The following is a 22,463-nucleotide window of genomic DNA, read 5'->3' as shown; positions in this document are numbered from 1 at the left end:
AGAGTTGGAAATCGGGCAAGTGTTTTTATTATGGAATAATTATTTTAATTGATCATTGTAGCGGGCACGTTCGCCGCCAATGAACTTCGGACGGGTACGGGCAGCGTTGACCCAGGCGGAACCGATCCGGTGATTTTCTAGGCGCAGGGGAACAGCTACCGGTTTGAGGTGCATGCCGATTAAGGTGTTCCCAATATCAATCCCTGCATCGGCTTGAATCTCTTCAATAACGATTGGATCTTGGAAGGTCTGGTAGGCAGCGGTGGAAAATGACCCGCCCGCCTTGGGTTGGGGAACTACATTTATTATTGGAGCAAAGGGACGGGCCTCTCGTTCAGTGACAATGGCCCGGTTAAGGTGCTCACAGCATTGGGTGGCGAGGTAAATTCCGGCTTGGTCTAGACTTTGGTGGATGGCGTCAAAGACCGCTTTTCCAATCTCGGGTTGTGAATCCGTCCCAATTCTTTCCCCCATAATTTCGCTAGTGGAGCAGCCAACCACTACGGTCATTCCGGACTTTAGCTTAGCCTTATCGATGAGTTCTTCAATCAGCTTTCGTGCTTGTGCTTGCACTTCTTCTTTCATGATAATCCCTTCTTTTTACTTAGTTTACGCCTATTATAGCAAAAACTATAAGGATTAAGCTTACAATATGCTGGGGAGCTGACTGCCGTGAATAAGATTGGCCCATAAGCGATGAAAAACTAGGCAGCTTTTGTTTACCATGCTAAAATGGAAGGGAGTCTATAAAAAAGAGACAAGAGAGTATTGAGGTGAAAGCATGTCAGAGATCAAATGGCATAACGAAAAGGATACCGAAAAAACCGCCCAAAAATTAGCCGACTTGGTTCAAGCAGGGGACGTTATCTGCCTAGAAGGAGACCTAGGGGCAGGTAAGACGACCTTTACGGGCTATTTTGCCCATGCTTTAGGGATTAATAAGGCGATTAAGAGTCCAACTTTTACCATTATGCGGGAATACCAAATGGGACGTCTGCCCCTCTACCACATGGATGCCTACCGTTTAGAGGAAACGGGAGCTGAAGGTTTGGGGATTGAAGAATACCTAGAGGGCGATGGTGTCACTGTGATTGAATGGCCCCAGTTCATTAAGGAAGACTTAGAAACGCCTTACCTGTGGCTGACTATTCATAAGGAATCGGCTACCGAGCGTCGGATTAGCTTAGCATATAATGGTGGGCGCGGACAGGAATTAGCAGCAGAATTATTAGAAAGTTTGGCAGAATAAGCATGAAACGTGAAGAAATACAAATTACCTTAGTCGATGCAGAGCAAAAACACGCCAAGGCCCTCTTAGACTTCTACAAGAAAGTGGGCGGCGAGTCTGATTTTATCAGTTTCACTTCCCAGGGCCTGGGCATCAACCAGGAACAAGAGCAAAGGTATTTAAAAAGTATTCAGGAAAGCTTGAATAACCGTGTCCTGATTGCTCTCTTAGATGATGAGATTATCGGGGTAGCTTCTATCGGTGCCCCAGAAGGCTCCAAGGAAGAGCATGTGGGAGAATTAGGAATTTCTATTCTCAGACGCTTTTGGAGTCTAGGTTTGAGCCATGTCTTAATGGAAGATATGTTGGGCTGGGCCAAGGAAAGTCCGATTTTGCGCTATATCCGACTGGAAGTGAATGTGAATAATGTTAGAGCCATCAAGCTCTATGAGAAATTTCATTTTGAAGAGCTGGGAGGTATTCCTGGAGGACAATATGCCCAAGGGCACTTTCAAGACACCCTGATTATGGGCTTAAGTGTCTTAAATGACCAGCAAGATGCCGATGATGCGTTGCAAGCAAGTTCAGAAGAAGAGTAATTAGTCAAATAAGAAAAAAGAGTTGCCGGTAATAGGGGCCCCAATAAGTTGGACTATGAATCCAACTTTGGGGGCCACTAGATAATGGGCAACTCTTTTTTAGCGATTTATGACATCCAAAAGACATAAACCATGATAGCGAGTAGGATGAGGTTAATGGCTACTAGGGTCCACTTGAGGCCTGCCTTCTTCTCGTTAAGGGCAAAGATAGTAGCAACAATGGGGATCAAGTGGCCCAAGAAAAGATGGTAGCCGGTCAGTTGGTCTGCCGGTTTTTGCAGTTGGTAGGTCGCATAGATTAAACTTAAGGCGGTCATTAGTAGGGCTTGTCGACGTGATTTGTTCATGGAATTTTCCTTTCTGGTAAAGCATTTAAATGAAAGCGAGGATAAGAAATGCTTAAAAGTGCTTTTGGGTCTAAATTAAAAGACTATTTTATGCTATCATAACATTTGTGATAAGAGTAAGGATTTAACCTAAAAAATGACTTACTCTGATTAAGAAGAAGCGAGGAATACAGATGGATTTTCAAGCCTTTATCGATGCTTTTAGCCCAGAACATATTAAAGTCAATGAGCCGCTGAAGGACTATGCCTATACGAAAACTGGCGGCCCGGCTGATCTCTTGGTCTTTCCCCAAAGCAGTCAAGAACTCCAAGCCATGATCAAAAAGGCCAATGAACTCCAGCTGCCCTTTATGGTGATGGGAAATTCCAGTAATGTTATCGTCCGTGATGGAGGTATTGAAGGAATCGTCTTTATGCTGACTCAAATGGCAGCCATTGAAGTGAAAGATAATAGGATCTTCGCTGAGGCGGGGGCGCGCATTATTGACGTGACCCGGGCTGCTCGTGATTCGGCTTTAACAGGACTGGAATTTGCTTGCGGGATCCCTGGTAGTGTTGGGGGAGCGATCTATATGAATGCTGGGGCCTATGATGGCGAGATTAAGGATCTTCCCTTAAGTGTCCAAGTGGTCGATAAGTATGGCGACTTAAAGACTTATACCAACGAAGAATTACAATTTTCCTATCGCCACAGTATTATCCAAGATAATGGCGACTGTGTGGTGAGTGTAGTCTTCGACCTAAAACCTGGCGACTATGAACAAATAAAGGGGAGAATGAACCACTTAACCCAACTTCGGGAATCCAAGCAACCCCTCGACTTGCCTTCTTGTGGTAGCGTCTTTAAGCGGCCCAAGGGGCACTTTACCGGCCAACTCGTTCAAGCCGCTGACCTTCAAGGTTATACGGTTGGTGGGGCTCAAGTCTCAAAAAAACATGCTGGCTTTATCGTGAACATCGATAACGCAACAGCCGCTGATTATCTGGCCGTCATCCACCACGTTCAAGAAGTGATCAAAAAAGAATTCGATGTCAGCTTGGAAACCGAAGTCCGGATTATAGGTCGCGATCCCAAGTAATATGATTTGAAGACGAAAAATTGTATAAAAGAGATAGTTTATGAAAGATAGGCTCTAGCGAATAAATGCTAGGGCCTTTTTTCTTATAAAAGAGCAAAGAGTGTATATATTGTAAGCGTTTGAAAGACTTTTATTGATGCTTTTTAGTCCGCATAGGTAAAATAGTATTATGCAAAATAAATTTTAGGGATTTTTCATAAAATATTAGGCTAAGTCCAGCTTTTGTGCTATATTTATTAGAATGATACTAGTTTATAAGAGGAGGAGTCAGCGTGTCTAGCCCGTGGATTCAGATGCGTCACTTTAGCTACCGATATCCCCGTCAATATCGGATGGCATTAAGAGATATCAACATAACCCTAAACCATGGTGAGAAAATTTTAATCCTAGGTGCCAATGAATCAGGGAAGTCAACCTTTCTCAAAGCCTTGAAGGGTGATTTACCGGAGGATGGGAAATTTTCTGGTGAAATTATTCACAGTGGTGAGTCTGCCAAGCCCGTTGACGGAACGGCAATTCGTGATGTGATTGATGAAAAAATCGATGATAATCCGAATGAATCAGTTAACCACCACAAAAAAGCGATCGAAAAACGTTGGTATGAACTGGTCGATTGCGAATTACAACCGGAAGAATACCAGGCACTTTCTCGTGGGGAAAAAGAAATCCACCGCATGTCCCACATCTTAAAAGAAGATAATGAAATCTATATTTTTGACGAACCTTTAAAGACTCTGGCTCCTAAACAACAAAAGGTCTTTATCGATATTATTGACGATTACCACGTCCATACTGACGCTACTATTATTATTTCTGAACACCAATTGGAAGCGATGATGTCTCGTCCTATTGACCGCGTCTTAGTTTTTTCAGAAGGGCGGATTGTGTTCGATGGCCAGCTCAAGGCTCTCTTGGAAAGTGGTATTTTAAATCCCTTGGGTATTCGGGAACCCTTCTATATTACTGCCATGCGCTACGCGGCTTATCCTCTAAAAGACGTTTATAATATCCAAGATGTCCACCATATTTTTGGCCCCCAACTCAGGCAAAGAATCGAAAACTGGATTATGACCCTGCCACGTTTTCGTTATCAAGAAAACAAAGAAGTTCTCCTCGAACTCGATAATGTCTCGGCCCTTGTCAATGAGAGCAATCAGCGAGGGCTCCACAATATTAACCTTAAAATCAACCAAGAAGAAATGCTGAGTGTCGTCGGTCCTAATGGCAGTGGCAAGACCCTCCTAGCTCAATTGTGTAGTGGCTCCCTAAGGCCTCAGACGGGTACGATTAAGTGGTTGGGCCAAGAACTTCCCCTGGACCAATTTGACCGCCTCCGCCATAATGTCGGTTTGATTACTAATGACGATGTGACCAATATTAGTCAGTCCCAAGCAGAAACCGTTGCAGACTACCTGGCCCAAAGTCCCGTCCTAGCGGAAGGCGATTACCAGGCTGACGAGCTCAAAGACAAGTTTAATCAAGTCTTAGCTATGGTTAACTTGGATAATCTCTTAGATTTTCCTTTAGACCATCTTTCGGAGATTTCCAAACTCCGCTTAGCCATGGCCCGGTCACTATTAAAGGAGCCTAAATTACTGGTGGTTGAAGAGATCACTGAAGGCCGCGATTTTGTACACTTCCGCGCCATTATGAATACCTTGCAAGACTTAAATAGTCAATACCAGATTGCCATTATGATGACCACCCATGACATTGAAGTCATGCTAGAGTATAGTCGCCGGACCTTGATTATGTCAGAGGGGCATTTGATTATTGATGCTTTACCGGTGGATGTGGCGACTATGCCAGCCTATCTCAATAAGGCCGGCTTACGGGAAACCAGTTTAACCACCTTTGCAAGGCAATTGGACTTGGTCGATCCCTATACCTTTATCCGTAAATTTGTCGACTACGACCGGGAAATGCAACAGAATTTAGATTAAAAAGCAATTGTTTATCGATCGATTAGCTTCTAAATAAGAATACGAAATTTTTAACCAGATAGTAAAAGGACTGTGGAATCGTGCACAGTCCTTTTTTTACTTGAGGGGATTGATACTATTTCTTAAGACGAGGACTTCCCCGACTTCTTCAAAATGAAAAATTTGGCAATTAGAAAAGGCTTGAAGAGGCTGGTTAAGATAATCCAGCATAAAGCGGTACATAATTGATCCATGGCTGACTAGGAGGATATTTTTTTGAGGATAGGCTTTAAGGGATTCATCAAGGGCTGCTTGAAAGCGGACTTTAACTGCAGTGACTGATTCGCCCCCAAATCGACAAAAATAGCGATCACTTGGAGGGTCATTGAGCTTGACGCCTTCTTCCAGTTTGCTGAGCGCTTTCCCTTCAAGACTGCCATAGCGCCATTCCGCTAGCCGTTGATCAGTCACCAGGGGGCAGGGCCTATTTCCCTGAATAATCTTTGCTGTGGCGTAGGCTCGCTTCAAAGGGGAAGATAGGATAAGGTCAATACTTATGCCTGCTTGATCAAAAAAGTTTTTCGCTTGCTCAGCTTCTTGGATGCCTCTAGGACTAAGGGGACTATCGATTTGACCTTGGATTTTCCCCTCTAAGTTATAAAGAGACTGGCCATGCCGAATAATAAAAATTTCTCTTACCATCTTGACTCCTTTGTTTATATTTTTCTTCTAAGGGTATTGATCTTTGACGCGCTTGTCGCACTCTCTAGTTGAGTTTGGAAGGGGTAGGGGATGCCCTTTCAGAAAAGTTGAACGATCAGCAAGCTGATCTTATCAGCTTTTCCTCCAAGGAATCTCCCTACCTGATCCTTCCTCACATCCTTTTTTAACGTGTTCCAGTCACAGGACGAATGTCCGCTTCAGAAAACTCCAACGACTCTGGGACAAAAATCCCAGGCTCTTTTTAAAACACGAACTATGTGCGATAGTTTTGCAACTATCTACCATAGTTCGCTCCAGTTGCTATAGCTGTTCGAAGCGATAGCGAGTTACAGATATAGTATGCGTAGCTCTTCAGGGCTTTTTTGACTTTTGTCACACTCTCTTATGGTATTTTCTTCCAGCGATTTCGTCCTTTAGCGTGACTGTCGCACTCTCCACCATTATATATGAGATTAGTTAGACAATAAATGGTCCATCCAATGCTTCAAGGCGCTTTTAATATTTATTTCACTCCCTTTATTTCTCATCAGAATTTTGATAAAGATAGTCAATTCTTGTGGCATCTGCTAAAATTATTACTAATCTGTGGGAGGTGTTAGACCGGATGAAGAATAAAAAAGGACTCACTTGGTTAAAAAAGTTGGGTATCTCATTAGCACTTGTGACGCTGATTTCCCTAGCGGCCACTTATTTTGTGGGCAATTATTTTGTCAATTATGCCCTGGTGCCTAACCAGGGGGGACAAGACCGGCAAGTTGACCAGGAAGTAAAGCCAGGTCAGAGTCAGTCAGCGGTTCAAGAAATTAGCGCCAATAAGAGCCAGGCCAAAGCGGGCGCTAAGGCTTGGTTAGACCAGGTAAGGGATAAAAAGGAAGCGGTAAGCATAAATTCCCAAGACGGGCTTACTTTAAGTGGAAATTTGTTCCATAATGATTCCGACCAGCACAAATATGCCATTATTGTCCATGGTTACCAGGGCCAAGAGGCGGATTCTTATAATATTGCGCCCGCTTTTTATCAAAAGGGCTACCAGGTTCTAACCATCTCCTTAAGGGCCCATGCGCCTAGTCAGGGCCAATATATTGGCATGGGCTATCTAGACAGCCAGGACTTACTGCAATGGGTTCAGTGGCTTACAGATCGTGATAGCCAGGCCCAAATTGTCCTCCACGGCACATCGATGGGGAGCGCTACCGTTTTAATGGCCTCAGATAAGTTGCCGTCAGCTGTCAAAGCCATTGTGGCTGACTGTGGTTATTCCAGTATCTGGAATATTTTTGCTTCTGAGTTAGATAAACGCTTTAACCTTCCCACTTTTCCCGTTCTCTATATGGCTAACACCATGGCAAGAATCCGGGCAGGCTATGATTTACGCGAGGGGAACACCTTGGAATACGTCGCTAAGTCCTCCCTACCGATTTTATTTATCCACGGCGAAGCGGATGACTTTGTTCCGGTATCGATGGCTCGAGAACTCTATGATGCTAAAACCAAGGGACCCAAGGAACTCTACATCGTTCCCGAAGCTGGCCATGCTGAAGCCAAGTACAAGGAGCCTAGCACTTATTACCAGAAGATCTTCCAATTTATCCAAGACTACGGAGATAATAAAAAAGAATAAAGAGAGATTTTTAAGGAAAATGAAAATAGGGCTTGTTCTTCGCTCAGATATCTGTTATATTACATATAACATATCAGAGAGGAGTCGCTACAATGTCACTTAAACAAATTACTACATTTTCATGGCAAATCCGCATGGTGTAGTTGTGTTTATACTGTGATCAGCATAGATACAACTTCAGCGTTTTTTTGAAGCTGTATCTGTGCGGTAGCTCGACTTAATAAGAATTCCCGCATGGACCACATGAATAGTCTGTGCGGGATTTTTTTGATCCTGCAGCTTCTAGAGTTGGAGGATTTTTTTATTGTAAAGGAGTGCCCTATGAAAAAGATTACAAGTTTTGGAGTTATATTAATTACCGCTTTAGCCGTTTTGTTCTTGGCCATGCCAACTTTAATTCAACATCGGACCGCCAGTGAAAACCAGGCAAAAACCAATGTCAGTCAAGAAGATATCAAAGACACTGACCATAAGATTCGCATCGGACTTTTACAACTAACCGAACACCCAGCCTTAGATGATATTCGTCAAGGGGTCTATGATCAACTGGCTGAGCGGGGCTATGTTGATGGTGAAAACGTTGAAATTGACTTTGCCAATGGGCAAGGGGACCAAAATAATCTGAAAATGTTATCGGATAAAATGGTTTCTGATGGGGCTGAATACTTAGTCGGTATTGCCACACCCGCGGCCCAAGCCCTAAAGAATGTGGCCAATGACCAGGTTCCTGTGGTAATGGCAGCTGTTTCCGACCCAGTTGGGGCTGGCTTAGTTAAAGATTTAGACCAACCAGGCTTCCAAGTGACTGGGGTTCGTGATGTCCCACCAGTCAAGGAACAATTTGACCTGATTAAACGAGTGATGCCAGATATTAAAACTGTTGGTATTATCTACAATTCTTCTGAAACCAATGCCCAAAATAATGTCCGCATGGCTAAAGAACATGCCAAGGAATTAGGCTTGAATGTGGTTGAGAAAACCATCACTTCGACCAACGACCTGGCCCAAGTCGCTGAACAATTGGCCCAAGAAGTGGAAGCTATCTGGGTACCTAATGACAACTCGATTGCTTCTTCAATGAACACCTTAATTTCGGTTACTGACCATTATAAAATTCCAGTCTTCCCAGTGGTTGACACCATGGTTGTTGACGGTGGGATGGCCACAGTTGGACTCAACCAATACCAATTAGGGGTTGATTCAGCCAATGTCCTTGCTGACTTGATTGAGGGTGCTGACCCAAGAAATTATTCCGTTGTTATTCCAGAGAAGAAGGCCTTAACCATTAATTCTAAGAAGGCTAATGAATTAGGCATCGAAATTCCAAGTGATGTTGTCAATGAAGCTACTGACGTGGCAAAGGAGGGTAAATAAAAATGATTGATTTAATTACTAGTGCCCTATCCGAGGGTAGTATCTGGGCTGTCATGGGACTGGGGATTTATATTTCTTTTCGGATTTTAAATGCTCCTGATATGACGACTGAAGGATCCTTTACCCTAGGGGCGGCTTTAGGCGTCCAAGCCATTCATTTTGGTATCCATCCCCTCATCGCTATCCTGATCTCTTTTTTAGGGGGGATGGCCGGAGGTGCCATTACCGGTTTATTAACCACCAAGTTAAGCATTAATCCCTTACTCGCTGGGATTATTACCATGACCGGACTTTACTCTGTCAATCTGAAGATTATGGGATCGGCCAATATTTCTCTAACGGGTCAAAAAACCTTAAAAACCTTGCTAGAACCTCTTAACCTAGGTAGAAATATCGATACCATCGTCATTGGCCTGGTGGTGTCTGCTATTGTGATTTGTTTGATGAGCCTCTTCTTCAAAACCGAAATGGGACAAGCCTTGATTGCTACCGGGGATAATCTGGTCATGGCTAAGTCCTTAGGGATTGATACCCACGAAATGACCATGCTGGGTTACATGCTAGCCAATGGATTGATTGCCGTTGCCGGTGTCTTAGTAGCCAACAGCAATGGTTATGCAGATATCTCCATGGGGATTGGGACTGTGGTGATTGGCTTAGCCGCCATCATTATTGGTGAAGTTCTCTTCCCTAATGTTAGCCTGTCCATGCGTTTAGCTACCATCGTAGCTGGTTCTATTGTCTACCGTTTACTCCTTGGTCTTGTTCTCATGCTGAATTTTGAAGCCAATGACTTTAAGCTCTTCTCAGCCATCATCGTGGGGCTTTGCTTGGCTATTCCAACGATTAGAAGCAAAATGGGAAGCGGCCGGACCAAGAATATTCGCAGTAAGGAGGCTTAATCATGAGTCAAGTATTAAAGCTTAATAACATCAATAAAACCTTTAATCCCGGAACCCTGGATGCCTTTCATGCTTTGAAAGACATTGACCTTTCAGTGAATCAGGGAGACTTCATTACCATTGTTGGGGGGAATGGTGCGGGGAAATCCACCTTACTCAATGCCATTGCGGGAACCTTTGCCTTAGATAGTGGCGAAATCTTCTTGGAGGAGAAGGATATTACCACTAAGAGTGAAGAAGAGCGGGCTGGATCGATTTCTCGTGTCTTCCAAGATCCTAAAATGGGAACAGCTCCGCGGATGACCGTCGCTGAAAACCTGGCCCTGGCTGCTAAACGAGGGCAAAAGCGGGGCTTAAGTATGGCGATTACCAATGACAAAGAGGCCTATTTCAGCCAAACTTTATCGCAAATTGGTCTGGGCCTGGAAAATCGCTTGAATGCTGAAATGGGGAAATTATCCGGTGGACAACGGCAATCCATTGCCTTATTAATGGCTACCATCGTTAAGCCCAAACTCTTATTACTGGATGAACATACAGCAGCCCTAGACCCTAAGACTTCGCGTAGGATTTTAGAGCTGACTGACCAACAAGTGCAAGAAGAAAAACTTACTGCCTTGATGATCACCCACAACTTGCAAGATGCCTTAACCTATGGGAATCGGATGATTTTACTCCATCACGGAGAAATAATCCGCGATTTCACCCAAGAAGAAAAAGAAAATCTATCCAGCCAAGACCTTTATTCGATCATGGAAGACTTGGTATAAGAAAGTGAATTCTTAAAGTCAGATAATTAAGCTAAAGAAAAAGCAGTTATGCATACAATGAACTGCTCCCTGTCAAGTAGACAGATAAATAAATAAATTTTTTACCATGTGTGATCTTTGTCATGCATGGTTTTTATTTTAGATTTTAAAGTATTATTTATCAGTGAATAGGATGTTTCATAAAACTTAATCCGAAAGATAGTTTAGCGGTCAGGCTTGTTTGACAAGGAGGGAGCGTAAACAGCTTCAAGCCTTTATCAAGGTCCGCTCCGCTCTCCACCTTGACAAAGCCTATTAGCTGTTTTAAAAGATGGACAAGCCAAACAAGCCCAGACAGTCTAACTAAAACTAGATTTAATTTTAAATTTTTTAGCCAAACGGCTAATCACCTTTGGATTTAAGCTGGAATTTTAAGGCCCATATCCAGTGTGACACGTTCGGTGTTATAAAATTCGATGTAGCGTTTAATATCTTCTTCAAGTTGTTCAAAGCTTTCATAAGTTTTCAACCGATACATCTCTTCTTTAATAATGCCCCAGAAATTTTCCATTGGTCCGTTATCAATACATTTTCCTACGCGAGACATACTTTGAATTAACTGTTTTTCGTCAACAAAACGCTTAAAGAAATGCGAAGTATATTGGAAACCACGGTCACTGTGCAAGAGGGTTTCTGTAGGGATAAGTTCTTCTTCTACTTGAACAATCGTATCTTTAACAAGTTGATTGTTATTCCTTTGTGATAATTTAAAAGCAATAATCTTATTGGCTCCGTAATCAAGAATCGCACTTAAATACGCTTTGTAACTATAGTTATAGCCATATTTAAACTCTGTAATATCCGTCAACAACACCTGCATCGGTTCATAATCTTTATCAAATTCACGGTTCAACACATTTTCTGCAACGTGCTGAGGCTTACTTTTTTTGTAGTGATATCGCCTACGGCGAATAACAGATTTTAAACCCATTAATTTCATGAGACGATAGACACACTTATGATTGACCCGCGCATTCTTAAAGTGATTAAGATAAATGGTGATTCGACGATAACCATAGATGCCCTCATATTTATCATAAGCTTCTTGAATTAAAGTCATTAGCCACTGTAAACGTTGTTCTGTCTTGGATGGCTCTCGGTTGAGCCATTTATAATAAGCAGATCTACTGACACCTAGCGAATGGCATAAGAATGTTATTTTGTGTCCTTCCTGGCTTAATTTTTCGATTGTTTTGAACTCTGCTTGATATTTTGTCCGTCGGACATCAACTCTCTTTCCACTTCTTTCAATTTTTTTAGAGCAGCATTTTCCGTTTCTAAGTATTCATTACGTGCTTTAAGCGCAGCTAATTCTGTACGTAACTTCTCTTCTTCATTTTGAATACTCATCGGTTTGCGGCGTCCTCTACTATCAATGAGCCCATTGGGACCATATTTCTTATACTTTTGGACCCATGAGTAAACATTATTGTAGGAAACTTTATGTTTTTCAGCAGTCTCTTTATAAGACATTCCTGTTTCAAGAAAATCTTTAACAATATCAACTTTTTCCTGATAGGTTTTCTTTTGGCTTTTCATTGTATACACCTCGGGTTTAGGGTGGTAGCCCTTTAATTCTTCCCTTTTAGTATACTTAGTAATCCAATTCCTTACAGTAGAAAAGCTAGGGATATTGTATTTTCTAGCAATTTTTGTAATTGAGATGTCTGTATTCAAGTATTCTTGAACGACGTTCTGCTTAAACTTTTCACTATAAGAATTATTCTTTGTCTGTGATTCCAGCCCTGCAAAGCCATGTTCTAGATATTTGAGATAATATTCTCTAAAGACAGATGAATGAATTGAGAGACCATATTGATCACAAAGCTCGGCATAGGAAGTTCCTTCTTCATAAAGATGGATATATTTAGCCAACTCTGCTGGTGAATGCTTTCTATTTGAACGCATAAAAAACTCCCCCTAAAGTAGTTTTACTTTTTCAAGTGTCTACTTTAAGGGGAGCATACCACAAAACGCATAACTGCTTTTTTAATAATTAGTTCTCTTTTTGGTGAGTTTGTTCATAGAGGTCTAAGATTTCATTGACTTTTTGGTTGACTTGACTGTTGTTTTTGATTCGGTAGGGCTCTAGGGCATGGACTTGTTCTTCTAAGCTGGCTCCAATGGCAAAGTCAAATTGAGCCTTGGGGATAGCAGCTTGATTAGGAAAGATCCCTTCTTCACTAGCTTGACTGATTGGAATCCGGTATTGGGTATTGTAAGGCCCTGTAAAGCTGCCGGGGAGTGTTCCGGTTTCTTTGACTACTTTTTGGCGGACCAGGTGTTGGGAAGGGGAGAAAGTTTCGCTGGAACCCATCATTTGTGGATCATAGTTATTCAACTGATTGAGCAGGCTCAACCAGTGTTTGGCGTGACGTTCTACCGGATTACCGAAACTGGCATTGCCGTCATCATTTAAGGTATGGCGCTGGTAAGTATTATCGTAACCAATCCATGACATGAGCGTAATCCTTGGGCTTGAGCCTCCAATCCAATGGTCATTGAAATCCTCTGAGGTCCCTGTTTTCATATAAATATCCGAAAAAGCATTCAAACCGCCACTATAGGGTTGGAAAGTCCCGGTTCGGTGGGTGTCTTTCAAGACATCAACCATGATATCACTGCTTTCTTTATCAAAGACAGGTTCTTGGTGATTTTGATGTTGATAAATTAAGTTCCCATTACTATCAGAAATGCTTTCAATGAGGTAAGGGCTGATGCTTTGGCCACCGTTAGCAAAAGTCGCAAAAGCCGCCGCTAATTCAACGACAGTCGGGCCTGTTTGGGTTCCTCCAATGGATAAGGCGACATTATCCTTGACTTCATTTTCCGTAACGGATTGGTCTAGGCCTAAACGATCCACATATTCTTGGATATCGACACCATGTTTTAAGAGGTGTTGGTAGAGATATATGGTCGGGTTATTCAAGGAATTGGCCAGGGCGTGGCGGAAGGTCACTAACTGATTGGAGATATTGTTTCCATAGTTGGACGGTTCATAGTAGGATCCATCGGCTTGTTGGATACGAATAGGAGTATCAGCGATTAGCGTACTTGGAAAGGCTAAGCCCTCTTGGATAGCCGGTCCATAAGTCAGCAGGGGTTTGAACATGGAACCTGGTGACCGTCGCATGTCAAAGGCATGGTCCACTTGGTTTTGGTCGAAGTCAATCCCTCCAACAAAGCCTAAAATTCGTCCGCTGGCATTTTCGATAAGGACGTTGCCCGTTTGGACAGGGAGGGGGATGGCTTCAGTTTCATCCGTTTCTGGATTATTTTGATAGGCCATATAAGTTTGTCCCAGGGAACCGGCTTGGTTGGCGACCGTTTGGTTGAGAAGCTGATAGATATTAGGATCAACGGTGGTCTTAACGGTTAGACCGCCATTACGGTAATAAGAATCGGCCCGTTGTTGGTATTCGCTACGGAGGTTGTCATCGGCTTGAATCTCTTCTTCACTGACTCCATCCATGGCCATAAAGCGCTGCATGAGGAGCTTAAGACTTTGCTTTTCCACTTGCTGGTAGAGATAAGTATTCTTCTGACTAGTGCTGGAGCCTGTCTCATCGACTTGACTTTCAGCTTGGATAAAATCATTTTGAATAGGGTAGTCTTTAGCTTTTTCGTAGTCTGCTTGGCTAATATAATTTTCCAAACGCATCCGGTCGAGGACTTCCTGCATCCGTTCAACACCGTAATTAAGCTCTTCTGGGGATTTTAATTGACCCTCGCTATCATAAGGAGTATAAGTATAAGGGTTTTGGGGCATCCCTACTAAAAAGGCGGCCTGGGGTAAATTGACTTGGTCGGCGCTTTTACCAAAGATACCTTCAGCAGCTGCCTCAATACCAGCAATATTTTCGCCTTTATTGTTACGACCAAAAGGAGAGGTATTAAGATAGGATTCCAGGATTTGTTCCTTAGAAAAATAATTTTCCAAGCGGTTGGCTAAGAGCATTTCTTTAGCCTTACGTTCAAAGGAAACTTCATTAGATAAGAAGCGTTGCTTGACCAATTGCTGGGTAATGGTTGAGCCCCCCGAAGAAGATCCTCCTAGGACTTGGGAGAGGACAGCACGTAGGATAGCACTAGGGACTACACCATGGTGTTTAAAAAAGTGCTCATCTTCAGTAGCCACCAGGCCGTGAACAATCTGTGGCGAAATCTCTTCTAATTGGACATTTTTTCTCACCAGGTCACTGCGGACTTCATCGATCAGGGAACCGTCATTGTAGGTGAGGGTCGAGATTTCTTCCAAGTTTTGAATTTGGCTAGTCATTTCCTCAGGGGAGGGGTTGGGAAGATCTTCGGTTAATCCTAAGAAAAATCCGCTAGCTACCCCCATAGCTAAGGATAAACTGAGTAGGCCCAGAACCAGGACATAGCCTAGCAGGCGTTTGATCACTGAAAAGAAAACATTGCTGGAAAAGAAAAATTTATCTTTCCAAGCAGGTTTTTCCTCTTGATTATTATTGTGGATAGGTGAATGTTGAGTAATAATAATCCCTCCTTATGAGCTCCTAATTATTATAGCAAAAGTCTGGGTGACTGACTATGTGGATGACTGGACCAGTCCGTGAAAGCGGAAGCTTGAACTTGCGCCATTTAGCTGTTTTTGGTAGAATTAAGAATTGTAGATTATAGACTAAAAACGAAAGAAGGTATGTTTCGTGTCGGGACATAATAAGTGGAGCAAAATTAAAAATACTAAGGGCGCTGAAGACGCAAAACGCGCTAAGATCTTCCAAAAATTATCGCGTGAAATTTATATGGCGGTAAAACAAGGTGGACCAGATGCGGATGCTAACCCATCACTTCGTATGGTTATGGACAAAGCCAAAGCAGCAAACATGCCTAAGACCAACATTGAACGGGCCATTGATAAAGGTAGTAATACCGCTGGTGGCGAAGATTACGATGAAGTCACCTATGAAGGCTACGGTCCTAATGGAATTGCTGTTTTTGTGGAAACCTTAACCGACAATACCAACCGTACCTTAACCAACGTGCGGACCATCTTTAACCGTAACGGCGGTAGCTTAGGTGAAAGTGGCTCAGTGGCTTATATGTTTGACCGCAAAGGCTATCTCGCCATTGAACGTGAAGACTTAGATGTTGATGAAGAAACCATGTTTATGGACGCCATTGACGCGGGGGCTGAAGACTTACAAACATCTGATGAAGTCTTTGAAATTTATACCGAGGCCAATGATTTTGGAGCTGTTCGTGACGCCTTGGAAGAAAAAGGCTATAAACTTGCCACTTCTGAATTAACCATGGTACCAAAAACCATGATTGACCTCCCTGAAGACAAGAAAGCCACCTTTGAAACTCTTATTGAAAAATTAGAAGACGACGATGACGTCCAAAACGTCTATTATAACACCGAACTAGACGCGTAATAATAGAGTGCGACGGATGCACCAAAGATCGATAACACTGGAACTAAAGAGCAAAAATTCTTGAAAAGAATTTCTTGCTCTTTAGTGAAGTGGAGGTCGATCTGCATCCGGAGCAGGTTTGGATAGAGTGCGACAAGCGTGGTTACTTGTCTTGCACTAGGAACATATTTTGATAAGAGCATTCTTACTTAAAAAATGGGCTGAGACTTTTGTCGCAGCCTCTTTATTTTATCCTGATATTTAGCCCAAAAAAGGGGCTGAGCAGAACCCCTAAATTATGTTATAGTGTAGGGGTAAATTTTTCAATCTAACTGATATAGAAAGAAGCGATGATTGCATGATTAATCAAGAATTAATTCAACAATTCCATGAAAAATATCATTCTGACCCTAAAAATAGTGCCAGTGAACACGCCATCCGTGAAGTCGGCATTAACAAGGCCAGTGTCAATTATCAAGTTCGCCAAGAACATGACTTTAAATTCTCTGAAGAAACCAAACGTGGTAAGATCACTAACCAAAAACAAAGTGGTCGCTGCTGGATGTTCGCAGCCCTAAATACTGCCCGGGTTTCCACCATGGAAAAATTAAACCTAGAAACTTTTGAATTCTCCCAATCTTATACTCTATTCTGGGATAAGTTAGAGAAGGCTAATTTCTTCTTAACCAGTATTATTGATACGGTTGATGAAGCCCAAGACTCTCGCTTAGTTTGGCATTTACTCCAAACGCCATGTGAAGATGGGGGCCAATGGGAAATGTTTGCGGATATCTTGAAGAAATATGGTTCCGTGCCAAAAGAAGTCATGCCTGAAACCTTCCATTCTTCTAACACCCATCTCTTGGATGAAGTCTTAGAAACCAAGCTCCGTGAATTTGCGGCCCGTTTACGTCAAATGCATGAAGCTGGCAAATCGAAGGCAGACTTAGAAGCAAAACGTGATGAACAACTTTACTTTATTTATAATGTCTTAGTAAAGGCCTTAGGGGAAGTGCCAAGTCAATTTACCTATCAATACCGTGACAAGGATGACCAATTTCATCGGATTGAAGACATTACCCCACAAGAATTCTTCCAAAAATATACCAATCTCGAGGTGAACGACATGGTCAGTCTCTTAAATGCACCAACTGCTGATAAACCTTACCATAAGACTTATACAGTGGATTATTTAGGGTCAATCGTTGAAGGTGAACCGATTAAGTATCTCAACGTACCTATTGAAGCCCTTAAAGATGCAGCCATCAAAGCTATTAAAGACGGCTATCCAGTTTGGTTTGGTTCAGATGTGGGTAAGATGAGTGAACGTGAACTTGGCTTAATGGATACCAAGATGTACCGCTACCAAGATACCTTGGGTGAAAACTATACCTTAAACAAAGCCGAACGCCTTGACTATAGTGTCAGTCTCCTAACCCATGCCATGGTTTTAGTAGGGGTTAACTTGGATAAGGAAGGCAAACCTACCCATTGGAAAGTTGAAAACTCTTGGGGTAAGAAGGTCGGAGACGAAGGAATCTTCTCCATGTCCGATGATTGGTTCGATGAATATACCTTCCAAATCACCGTTCCTAGCCGCTACGTTGATGAAAAATTATTAGAAGAATACCAACAAGAACCTGTCCACCTAAAACCTTGGGATCCAATGGGCTCTTTGGCTAAAGTTCATTAATTTAAAATCATAAATAATAACTTCATATAATAACTAACAACCGCATGCTGTATTACTGCTTGTGCTTGGAACAACTTCCAGTTCCAGCAAGCAATCTAACTGCATAGCGGTTGTTTTTTATTGGATAGAAAATAAATCGGGCATTGGCTCTTTTAAATATTCACTTTTTAGCTTTTATAAAAAATAAAATGAACGCGGTTCATTTTGCTTGCTATAGAAATATGAGGGGCGTATAATCGTCCCTGTTCGATGAAGGAGGAAGAAAAAATGTTTTTAGCTTATAAAGAAATTATACATAGCAAGGTCCGCTACTTATTAATTACGGGACTCTTGTTTTTAATTGCTTACTTGGTTTTCTTTTTAACCGGATTGTCATATGGGTTGGCCCAAGATAACCGTCTAGCCGTGGATGCTTGGTCAGCTGATCAAATTGTATTGGCAAGCGACAGTAACCATGTCTTGGGAAAATCAAATTTTGAAGCAGATTTAGCCAATGAAATTACTGCCGACCAAAAGGCACTCTTTTCGGAAATGCCGGGAGTGGTCAAATTGGATGAGGAGGGTGAGAAGATTAACGTTGCCTTATTTGGGATTCAAGGGGAAGAATTTCTCAAACCGGATATTGTTGCCGGAAAGATGTTTGATGCCCCTGGTCAAGGGGTGGTTGATATAAGTATGAAAGACCAATATGGCCTGGAACTTGGCGATAGTCTGCAAGTAGCTAATATGGACCACCCTATTAAAGTTGTTGGCTTTACTAAAAATCAACGCTTTTCTGTCGCTCCGGTTGTCTTTACTAGCTTAGAAGACCTTAAAGAGATTCGCTACAGTGGCCTAGGGCAAATACCGGAGAAAGATTTTATTAATGCCATCATAATTCGTGGCCAAGCCCACTATGTTCCTGAGGACTTGGAGGCCATAAGTATTGAAGACTTTATTCAAGATATTCCCGGTTACCGGGCTCAGGTGGTGACTTTTAACTTTATGATTGGTTTTCTGATTGTGATTGCAGCTGTGGTGGTTGGCATATTTATCTATGTCCTAACCATGCAAAAGGCGCCAATCTTTGGCGTTATGAAGGCCCAAGGCATTGCAACCAGCTATATTGCTAAGTCGGTTCTTGGCCAAAGTTTCCTCTTAGCCAGTCTTGGGGTGGCTTTCGCCTTGCTGGCAACTTTGGCTTCTGCTTATTTACTGCCAGCAGCGGTGCCCTTTGCTTTAACTTGGGAGTATTTCCTCCTAGTGGGCATTTTAATCATCATTGCAGCGGTCATGGCGGCTCTATTCTCAGTCAGAGCCATTGCTAAGGTTGACCCTCTCGAAGCCATGGCCTAAAACAGAAATTGAGTAAAGGAGTGTTTATATGAAAGCCATTGAATTAATCCATGTTTCTAAATCCTTTCAAGACGGCGATCAAATAATTGAAGCTTTAAAGCCAACTGATTTTTCCGTGAATGATGGGGAATTTGTCGCCATTGTGGGGCCTTCAGGTTCTGGAAAATCGACCTTTCTAACCCTGAGTGGAGGCTTGCAAAGTCCTAGCCAAGGTGAAGTAAGGGTGAAGGGCCAAGCCTTTTCCACTTTAAAGGAAAAGGACAGGGCAAAGCGCCGTTTCCAGGAAATTGGCTTTATCTTACAAGCTTCTAACTTAATTCCCTATTTAACGGTTAAAGATCAATTACGCTTAGTCGATAAAATCCAAGGCCACAGTCATGCAGCCTATGCCCAAGACCTATTCCAAGAACTGGGAGTGGACCACTTATTAAATAAGTATCCAGCAGACTTGTCAGGCGGGGAACGGCAAAGGGTAGCTATTGCTCGGGCTCTCTATCCTGACCCTACTATCATCCTGGCTGATGAACCAACTGCTTCATTAGATAGTCAAAGGGCTTTTGAAGTGGTTAATATATTAGCTAGAGAGAGTAAGGGAAAAAATAAGGCTATTATAATGGTCACCCATGATACCCGCTTAATCCAACACTGTGATCGGGTTTTTGAAATGCGTGATGGTGTTCTGAAGGAAAGCCGTTAATAAAAAAACAGTTGGCTGCTTTAAATTAGCCAACTGTTTTTCCTTGTTGCTTTCTTTTTTAGTCTTTAGACTGATCTAAATCAACTTTTCCGTGGAGAATATCGTCCCGGTGACGGATAAATTGAACTAGGAGGAGCAAGAAAACGAAGACACCCAAGTAACCGATAAAAGGATAAACATAGGAGACCAAACGGGTAAATCCGAAAGCAGAAAGTCCCAGTCCCACGAGAACCATTGGAATCATTAGCTTGGGGACCCGCTGAGGTTGGTTATAGGAGAAGCGTTTGGCTAAAGGATAAAACATGCCGATAGCGGTGTTGAAGATCATTCCAAAGACCACCACACCCATTACAGCGCCCAGCAGGGGATGGATATCATCGAGGACCATAAGCATGGGCATTTCATTAGTATCCAAGCGTTGAATATTACCTACAATGGTAATATAAGCTGCTGCTTGTAAGAGTGTTGTCACGAGTCCGCCGAGTATGCCACCTAGACCTGCTTCAAAGGAAGATTCTTGGTTACCCCCAATCACAATGGCCATGGAAACGCAGGTCATGATCCCTAGTGAAGTATAATTAATGGCAGATACCCACCAATTGGGGAGGGAGGTTTCTGCTTTTTGGGCCAGGTCCAAGGATTCAGAGAAGGGGATAGGGGAAGCTATCAGGGTATAGATTGAAGCCCCTATAATTAAGATTAAAACAAAGGGTGTAATGGCACCGATTAATTGAGTGACCTTGGTGGTATCCAAAAAGGCGGTTAAAATTAGTAATACTGTCAATAAAATGCTGCCTACCCAGGTGGGCAAGGAGAAGATCAGTTTTAAGTTAGTACCCGCTCCGGCAATCATTACAAAACCAATTAAAAATAAGGATAAATTGATAGCAGGGTCAATCAATTTAGCAATGATAGGGCTGGAAATTTTGTCAAAAACAATGCGGTGGTCCTCAGCTGAATAACGAAAACCATAGACTAAAAGTAAATAGCCGCCCATAGCAAAGAAAAAGCAAGATAAGATTAAAGCATAAATACCTTCACGACCAAAGGCAACATAATATTGAAAGGCTTCTTGCCCACTAGCAAATCCGGCTCCGACAATCACCCCGACATAAGCCAAGGCAATGGTAATTAAACGCATGAAACGTCCTGACTTCATATAAAATCCTCCTTACAAATAAATTAGTATCCTATGGCCAGTATAGCAGAGTGGTTTTTATTTTAAAATAAAGCGCTTTCATTAATTAGAAACAAATTTTCCTTGCCTATATTCTTTACTTCTTTATGAATTATCATCAGAAAGAGGTAAAGGATAAGCTTTAGTTAAATATTTCACTAGAAGACCTGATACATTTTTGTTTTTTTGCTTGGGTTAAAGTAAAAAGTGAAAAGTTCCTTGACAGAAAAATGATAATTATTTATGCTTAGACCAAGGAAATGAATGTCTTCCCAGGATTTACTCCTAAACCGCGCATAAGAATTGCTTATGAGCTGATGACTTCTGCAAATAAAAGCAGAAGGGCATCAGCTTTTTTGCTTGAAAAGAAAAGGAGTAGAAGTATGTTACTGTTAAGTTTTGCCTATATTTTTATTTTTGGTCTCCTGGTAGACTGCATCTGTAGGGCCTTTAAGATTCCAAGTTTGGTTGGTTTTCTATTTTTAGGGATAGTATTAGGACCCTATGCTTTCAATTTATTGGATCCGACCATCTTAGACCTTTCTGCTGATTTAAGACAGGTGGCCCTAATTATTATTCTTACCCGGGCCGGCTTATCATTGGATGTGCGCGGTCTTATCAAGGTCGGCAGGCCAGCGCTCTTGATGTGTTTTCTACCCGCAACCTTTGAAATCATAGCCACGAGTCTTTTAGCTCCAAGGATCCTAGGCATTAGTCAAGCAGATGCCATGGTTTTAGGGACAGTATTGGGAGCTGTATCACCAGCAGTGGTAGTTCCTAAAATGTTGAATTTGATTGAAAAAGGCTATGGGACCGAAAAGCAAATCCCACAAATTATCCTAGCCGGGTCGTCAGCTGATGATATCTATGTCTTGGTTCTCTTTTCTTCCTTCTTATCTGTCGCTCAAGGAGGAAGTTTCCAAGTCACCCAACTTCTGACTATCCCGCTTTCTATTATTCTAGGGCTCTTAATCGGTGGGCTTTTGGGAGCTGGCTTAAATAGCCTCTTTGATCGTTTTGCCTTGAGCACTGCCAAGCAATTAATCTTACTCTTATCCCTATCCTTTGTTTTGGTATCGGTGGAGAAAATCCTGCCAGCTATCCCATTCTCAGGAATATTAGCGGTAATGGCTATGGGGCTTGTGATCAATCGTCTAGACTCAGAAAAGGCGGTCGATCTCGGCCAATACTATAATAAATTATGGATTCCTGGTGAAATTTTGCTCTTTGTCTTAGTGGGCGCCTCTGTCAATATTTCCTATGCCTTTCAAGCAGGTTGGCAACCGGTCCTCTTGATTGCTCTAGTCTTAATCTTCCGGTCAATGGGTGTCCTACTTTCCCTAGCTAAGACTCATCTTAGTCTTAAAGAACGCTTATTTTCAGTGATTGCCTACTTGCCTAAAGCAACGGTTCAAGCAGCAATCGGTGGAGTTCCATTGGCGATGGGACTAGGAACCGGTGAAATTATATTAACGGTTTCGGTAGTTGCCATCTTAATTACTGCACCCTTAGGGGCCTTTGGAATTGACCTGACTTATCAAAGACTCTTAGAAAAAGAAGTGAAATAAGTAAAAAT

General features: G+C 42.3%; 20 protein-coding genes and 1 riboswitch. Of the genes, 13 read left to right on the top strand and 7 right to left on the bottom strand.

From position 1 onward, the window contains the following. Nucleotides 1-39: 39 nt before the first annotated feature. Nucleotides 40-585: a TIGR01440 family protein gene (locus AWM73_RS06155; RefSeq protein ID WP_060778554.1), complete on the bottom strand. Its 546-nt coding sequence runs from the start codon at nucleotides 583-585 to the stop codon at nucleotides 40-42. Nucleotides 586-781: 196 nt separating this feature from the next. Between AWM73_RS06155 and tsaE the strand changes: the two genes are divergently transcribed. Both tsaE and AWM73_RS06145 read left to right on the top strand, forming a co-directional pair. Further along, on the top strand, nucleotides 782-1,249 hold the full coding sequence (gene tsaE, locus AWM73_RS06150) for a tRNA (adenosine(37)-N6)-threonylcarbamoyltransferase complex ATPase subunit type 1 TsaE (protein WP_060778553.1): 468 nt from the start codon (nucleotides 782-784) through the stop codon (nucleotides 1,247-1,249). 2 nt (nucleotides 1,250-1,251) lie between these two features. Further along, nucleotides 1,252-1,827 carry a GNAT family N-acetyltransferase gene (locus AWM73_RS06145; protein WP_060778552.1) on the top strand — a complete coding sequence of 192 codons (576 nt, stop codon included), beginning with the start codon at nucleotides 1,252-1,254 and terminating at the stop codon, nucleotides 1,825-1,827. A 107-nt stretch (nucleotides 1,828-1,934) separates the two neighbouring features. Here the strand turns inward: AWM73_RS06145 and AWM73_RS06140 are convergent, their stop codons facing one another. Then, nucleotides 1,935-2,174, bottom strand: coding sequence for a hypothetical protein (locus tag AWM73_RS06140; protein ID WP_060778551.1), 240 nt, complete (start codon nucleotides 2,172-2,174; stop codon nucleotides 1,935-1,937). A 173-nt stretch (nucleotides 2,175-2,347) separates the two neighbouring features. Here AWM73_RS06140 and murB point away from each other — a divergent pair, with 173 nt between their 5' ends. Together murB and AWM73_RS06130 are read left to right on the top strand one after the other, a co-directional pair. Beyond that, nucleotides 2,348-3,253, top strand: coding sequence for a UDP-N-acetylmuramate dehydrogenase (murB, locus tag AWM73_RS06135; RefSeq protein ID WP_060778550.1), 906 nt, complete (start codon nucleotides 2,348-2,350; stop codon nucleotides 3,251-3,253). A 272-nt stretch (nucleotides 3,254-3,525) separates the two neighbouring features. Next, nucleotides 3,526-5,196 (top strand): DUF3744 domain-containing protein, encoded by a 1,671-nt coding sequence (locus AWM73_RS06130; RefSeq protein WP_143238444.1) that lies wholly within the window; start codon nucleotides 3,526-3,528, stop codon nucleotides 5,194-5,196. A 96-nt stretch (nucleotides 5,197-5,292) separates the two neighbouring features. On the opposite strand, the gene AWM73_RS06125 is transcribed toward AWM73_RS06130, so the two are convergent. Beyond that, nucleotides 5,293-5,877 carry a histidine phosphatase family protein gene (locus AWM73_RS06125; protein ID WP_060778548.1) on the bottom strand — a complete coding sequence of 195 codons (585 nt, stop codon included), beginning with the start codon at nucleotides 5,875-5,877 and terminating at the stop codon, nucleotides 5,293-5,295. A gap of 625 nt (nucleotides 5,878-6,502) precedes the next feature. Between AWM73_RS06125 and AWM73_RS06120 the strand changes: the two genes are divergently transcribed. The 4 genes from AWM73_RS06120 to AWM73_RS06105 all read left to right on the top strand — a co-directional run bounded on the left by AWM73_RS06120 (nucleotide 6,503) and on the right by AWM73_RS06105 (nucleotide 10,565). Beyond that, nucleotides 6,503-7,519 (top strand): alpha/beta hydrolase, encoded by a 1,017-nt coding sequence (locus AWM73_RS06120; protein ID WP_060778547.1) that lies wholly within the window; start codon nucleotides 6,503-6,505, stop codon nucleotides 7,517-7,519. Between the two features lie 321 nt (nucleotides 7,520-7,840). Beyond that, entirely contained in the window at nucleotides 7,841-8,893 is a 1,053-nt protein-coding gene (gene trpX, locus AWM73_RS06115; RefSeq protein WP_060778546.1) for a tryptophan ABC transporter substrate-binding protein, read from the top strand. A 5-nt stretch (nucleotides 8,894-8,898) separates the two neighbouring features. Continuing rightward, complete coding sequence (locus tag AWM73_RS06110; RefSeq protein WP_060779084.1) at nucleotides 8,899-9,795, top strand: ABC transporter permease; 897 nt, start codon at nucleotides 8,899-8,901, stop codon at nucleotides 9,793-9,795. Between the two features lie 2 nt (nucleotides 9,796-9,797). Continuing rightward, nucleotides 9,798-10,565: an ABC transporter ATP-binding protein gene (locus AWM73_RS06105; RefSeq protein WP_060778545.1), complete on the top strand. Its 768-nt coding sequence runs from the start codon at nucleotides 9,798-9,800 to the stop codon at nucleotides 10,563-10,565. Nucleotides 10,566-10,962: 397 nt separating this feature from the next. Here AWM73_RS06105 and AWM73_RS06100 read toward each other — a convergent pair whose 3' ends face one another. The 3 genes from AWM73_RS06100 to AWM73_RS06090 all read right to left on the bottom strand — a co-directional run bounded on the left by AWM73_RS06100 (nucleotide 10,963) and on the right by AWM73_RS06090 (nucleotide 15,009). Then, nucleotides 10,963-11,763, bottom strand: coding sequence for an IS3 family transposase (locus AWM73_RS06100; protein WP_082702862.1), 801 nt, complete (start codon nucleotides 11,761-11,763; stop codon nucleotides 10,963-10,965). A gap of 17 nt (nucleotides 11,764-11,780) precedes the next feature. Next, nucleotides 11,781-12,512 carry a helix-turn-helix domain-containing protein gene (locus tag AWM73_RS06095; protein ID WP_060778544.1) on the bottom strand — a complete coding sequence of 244 codons (732 nt, stop codon included), beginning with the start codon at nucleotides 12,510-12,512 and terminating at the stop codon, nucleotides 11,781-11,783. 88 nt (nucleotides 12,513-12,600) lie between these two features. Continuing rightward, nucleotides 12,601-15,009: a transglycosylase domain-containing protein gene (locus tag AWM73_RS06090; RefSeq protein WP_060778543.1), complete on the bottom strand. Its 2,409-nt coding sequence runs from the start codon at nucleotides 15,007-15,009 to the stop codon at nucleotides 12,601-12,603. 265 nt (nucleotides 15,010-15,274) lie between these two features. Here AWM73_RS06090 and AWM73_RS06085 point away from each other — a divergent pair, with 265 nt between their 5' ends. The 4 genes from AWM73_RS06085 to AWM73_RS06070 all read left to right on the top strand — a co-directional run bounded on the left by AWM73_RS06085 (nucleotide 15,275) and on the right by AWM73_RS06070 (nucleotide 19,710). Next, nucleotides 15,275-16,006, top strand: coding sequence for a YebC/PmpR family DNA-binding transcriptional regulator (locus AWM73_RS06085; protein ID WP_060778542.1), 732 nt, complete (start codon nucleotides 15,275-15,277; stop codon nucleotides 16,004-16,006). Between the two features lie 337 nt (nucleotides 16,007-16,343). Then, the gene (locus AWM73_RS06080; protein WP_060778541.1) at nucleotides 16,344-17,678 is read left to right on the top strand and encodes a C1 family peptidase; all 1,335 of its coding nucleotides are present in this window, start codon (nucleotides 16,344-16,346) and stop codon (nucleotides 17,676-17,678) included. A gap of 267 nt (nucleotides 17,679-17,945) precedes the next feature. Beyond that, entirely contained in the window at nucleotides 17,946-19,013 is a 1,068-nt protein-coding gene (locus AWM73_RS06075) for an ABC transporter permease (protein WP_060778540.1), read from the top strand. A gap of 28 nt (nucleotides 19,014-19,041) precedes the next feature. After that, entirely contained in the window at nucleotides 19,042-19,710 is a 669-nt protein-coding gene (locus AWM73_RS06070) for an ABC transporter ATP-binding protein (protein WP_060778539.1), read from the top strand. Between the two features lie 58 nt (nucleotides 19,711-19,768). Here the strand turns inward: AWM73_RS06070 and AWM73_RS06065 are convergent, their stop codons facing one another. Continuing rightward, nucleotides 19,769-20,869, bottom strand: coding sequence for a YkvI family membrane protein (locus AWM73_RS06065; protein ID WP_060778538.1), 1,101 nt, complete (start codon nucleotides 20,867-20,869; stop codon nucleotides 19,769-19,771). A 265-nt stretch (nucleotides 20,870-21,134) separates the two neighbouring features. Next, nucleotides 21,135-21,221: riboswitch (Fluoride riboswitch) on the top strand. Nucleotides 21,222-21,270: 49 nt separating this feature from the next. On the opposite strand from AWM73_RS06065, the gene AWM73_RS06060 reads away from it, so the two are divergent. Then, nucleotides 21,271-22,455 carry a cation:proton antiporter domain-containing protein gene (locus tag AWM73_RS06060; protein ID WP_060778537.1) on the top strand — a complete coding sequence of 395 codons (1,185 nt, stop codon included), beginning with the start codon at nucleotides 21,271-21,273 and terminating at the stop codon, nucleotides 22,453-22,455. Nucleotides 22,456-22,463: the final 8 nt, after the last annotated feature.

Origin of the sequence: Aerococcus urinae, assembly GCF_001543175.1 — a bacterium.
In the GTDB taxonomy this organism is placed as follows: Bacteria; Bacillota; Bacilli; order Lactobacillales; family Aerococcaceae; genus Aerococcus; species Aerococcus urinae.
Note: the sequence above shows the minus strand (reverse complement) of the source record. Positions and strands in the feature narration are given on the sequence as shown.